At 55.3% G+C, this 3,421-nt stretch carries 4 protein-coding genes; 3 read left to right on the plus strand and 1 reads right to left on the minus strand.

Annotated elements, in window-relative coordinates; all coding sequences use genetic code 11:
• From hflX to ACWB12_RS16900, 3 genes are all read left to right on the plus strand, one after another.
• Nucleotides 1–736 (plus strand): GTPase HflX (gene hflX, locus ACWB12_RS16890; RefSeq protein ID WP_479531270.1); only part of this gene is annotated, 736 nt, incomplete at its 5' end.
• Between the two features lie 109 nt (nucleotides 737–845).
• Entirely contained in the window at nucleotides 846–1,757 is a 912-nt protein-coding gene (locus tag ACWB12_RS16895) for a pirin family protein (RefSeq protein WP_479531271.1), read from the plus strand.
• A gap of 125 nt (nucleotides 1,758–1,882) precedes the next feature.
• Entirely contained in the window at nucleotides 1,883–2,854 is a 972-nt protein-coding gene (locus ACWB12_RS16900) for a glutathione S-transferase family protein (RefSeq protein WP_479531272.1), read from the plus strand.
• 7 nt (nucleotides 2,855–2,861) lie between these two features.
• Here the strand turns inward: ACWB12_RS16900 and ACWB12_RS16905 are convergent.
• A partial coding sequence (locus ACWB12_RS16905; RefSeq protein WP_479531273.1) for a penicillin acylase family protein occupies nucleotides 2,862–3,421 on the minus strand: 560 nt, incomplete at its 5' end.

The following is a 3,421-nucleotide window of genomic DNA, read 5'->3' on the forward strand; positions in this document are numbered from 1 at the left end:
CAAACGCCAATTGTCCAAAGTGGTGAAAACCCGCGAATTGCACCGCGCCTCGCGCAAGAAGGTGCCGTTTCCGGTGGTGGCGCTGGTTGGCTATACCAACGCGGGTAAATCCACCCTGTTCAACCGGTTGACGGGGGCCAAGGTGATGGCCAAGGACATGTTGTTCGCCACGCTGGATCCGACCATGCGCAGTGTTGAATTACCTTCGGGGCAGGAAATTATCCTGTCCGACACCGTGGGGTTTATATCGGAACTGCCAACCCAGTTGGTCGCCGCCTTCCGCGCCACACTGGAAGAGGTGCTGGACGCCGACCTGGTGATCCATGTGCGCGATATTTCACATGCCAACACCCATGAACAAGCCCGCAATGTGGCGAGTATTCTGGAGCAGTTGGGCATGGCGGAAGATGCACCAATGATCGAGGTCTGGAATAAGCTGGATTTGCTACCTGCGGATGATCAGGCTGCGATGGTCGAAAAAGCCGCGCGTCACGATGATAAATTCGCCATTTCGTCGATCACGGGGCAGGGGCTGGATGAACTGCTTGCGGCGATTTCGGCCAACCTGACCGACCCGAAAACCGAGCGTGAATTGTTGATCCCCTTTGCGGACGGGCGCAAACGCGCGTGGCTGTTTCAAGAGGGCGTAGTGACGGGCGAAGACCAGAATGAGGACGGCTTTGTGGTGCAGGTGTTTTGGACTGCACGCCAAGAAAAGCACTACCGCGATATGTAAGCGCTTGCGCATTTGCGCACGATACATGTGTAGTTGTCGCTGTATCTTTGCCTAATCGCACCGATCTATATTTGGCAGATACACACAGGACATACGCCGAGGGTATCAGATGTCATTCAGGCCAGTAAAATCTGCAACACTTGCACAGCCTACGATCGAGGGCGCGGGTGTAAAACTGCACCGTGCCTTCGGGTTTCACAATCCGGATAAGTTTGACCCTTATCTGCTGTTTGATGATTTTCGCAATGAAAATCCCGAGGATTACGCCGCCGGATTTCCGTGGCATCCGCACCGTGGCATTGAAACCATCACCTATGTTCTGACAGGCAGCGTGACGCATAAGGATAGCCTGAATAATGAGGGCACGCTGGGGGCAGGTGCTGTTCAATGGATGACGGCAGGATCAGGTATCATGCATCAGGAAATGCCCAAAGGAAACGCACAGGGGCAGATGCACGGGTTTCAACTGTGGGCCAATCTACCTGCCAGCCTGAAAATGACCGCGCCCCGTTATCAGGACATCGAGGGCAAGGATATTCCCGAAATCATTGATGACGACGGCACACAGGTGCGCATTATTATTGGCGAATTCTGGGGCAAGCGCGGGCCGGTTGATGGCATCGCGGCAGACCCGCAATATCTGGATATTTTTGTGCCAGCGGGGGTTCGCAAGACCTTCAAGGTTGATACCTACCGCCACGCCTTTGCCTATGTGTTTGACGGGGCGGGACGGTTTGACGATGCGGCCCCGCCTAAGGGGGTGTTGCTTGAAAAAGAGGTGTTGGGTGAAGAGCTGAACATCCGCGATTTGTCAGGTGATCGCACCCTGATCCAGTTTGGCACCGGCGACGAGGTGACTGTGCATGCAGGGCCGGATGGCATCCGGTTTTTGCTGATTTCAGGCGCTCCATTGAATGAGCCGATTGCATGGCACGGGCCAATTGTGATGAACACCCGCGATGAGCTGAAACAGGCGGTCAGTGACTTGAACAACGGCACATTTATCAAACCGGCACATTAGGAGCGTGTCTCGTTCAACCGGATTCATTTCATTCATCTGGCGGCCCCAGGCAGCGTTTGTTTTCAAAGGCGTTTGGGTCGTCAGATGAATTCAATTAAACGAGACTTGCTAACAAGGAGCGCATCATGGGATTGCTACAGGATGGAAAATGGGTTGATCAATGGTATGAAACCAAATCATCCGGCGGGCATTTCAAACGAAAAGATGCCTCTTTTCGAAACTGGATAACCGCGGACGGGTCTGCAGGGCCAAGTGGTGTGCCTGGGTTCAAGGCCGAGGCGAACCGCTATCATCTTTACATCTCGCATGCTTGTCCTTGGGCACATCGCACAATGATTTTTCGCAACCTAAAGGGGCTTGCGGATATGATCCCTGTGTCGGTGGTGAACTGGTATATGCGCGGTGATGGCTGGACCTTTCATGCAGGCGACGGGGTGGTTGCCGATCCGGTCAATAATGCCGAATTTCTGCATCAGGTTTATACTGCGGCCGATCCGACCTATAGCGGCCGCGTTACGGTTCCGGTGCTGTGGGACAAGAAAAACCAGACCATCGTCAGCAATGAATCCTCGGAAATCATCCGCATGTTTAACAGTGCGTTTGAGGGTGTCGGAGCGATTGCAGGCGATTATTACCCGCAGGCGTTGCGCGGCAAAATCGACGAGTTCAACGCCCGTGTCTACAGCACTTTGAACAACGGGGTTTACCGCTCCGGCTTTGCCACCACCCAAACGGCGTATGAGGAAGCCGTGGTGCCAGTGTTTGAAACGCTGGACTGGCTTGAGGGGCTGTTGTCACAGAACCGCTACCTGACAGGCACAAACCTGACCGAAGCAGACTGGCGCCTGTTCACCACATTGGTACGGTTTGATCCGGTCTATGTCGGCCATTTCAAATGCAACCTGAAACGCATCGCGGATTACCCGAACCTGTCAAACTATGTCCGTGATCTGTATCAGCACTCAGGCGTCGCTGCCACGGTGCATATGGATCACATCAAGAACCACTATTACGCCAGCCACGACACGGTGAACCCGACCGGCATTGTGCCGCTTGGGCCAGTGATGGATCTGGATGCGCCGCATGACCGCGGCTAAAAGTGACTTATGGAGTGGCAGGTTCCAGCACAGTCACACCCGCCGCCGCCGCGCGGGCCAGTTCAGGGTCCAGCGACATCGGGATGTATTCACCACGCCGCCAGAGTTCGCCCAGATTATCATAGAACCGCGACAGCGGGTGACCAGACTGCCCCGTTGAAATGACAAACACCGAACTGTCCGGATCGGCAAAGTCGTAAACCCCGCGATACCCCGCACCATGCACGTTATAAAACGGGTTTGGACCGGCCCCGCTGGTGCGGCCCCGTTGCAGGGTGTTATCACCGCCCGAGGTGGATTGGCGGATGTTGACGAACCACTTTAACACCGGCACATTGCCCAGCACTGGGTGGTCATGCGTCGCCTGATGCGCATCGCCCCAGCGTAGCGCTTCCAGGGCGGTACCGTAGTTTTCGTTTATCCACAGCAAAGCATCATCCAGCGCTAAGCGGGCGATGTCTGTGCAGGTCTCGGTGGCGGCGGATTGCAACACATCACACCACACAGCAGCCCCATCGGTATCACGGTAGACACGTTCGATAAACAGCGGCTCCACGTGGGGAAAGC

This window comes from Profundibacter sp. (genome assembly GCF_056498605.1).

Coding starts and splice junctions, on each gene's coding strand:
- ACWB12_RS16895 (WP_479531271.1), top strand. CDS start 846: ATGTCATTCAGGCCAGTAAAATCTGCAACACTTGCACAGCCTACGATC.
- ACWB12_RS16900 (WP_479531272.1), top strand. CDS start 1,883: ATGGGATTGCTACAGGATGGAAAATGGGTTGATCAATGGTATGAAACC.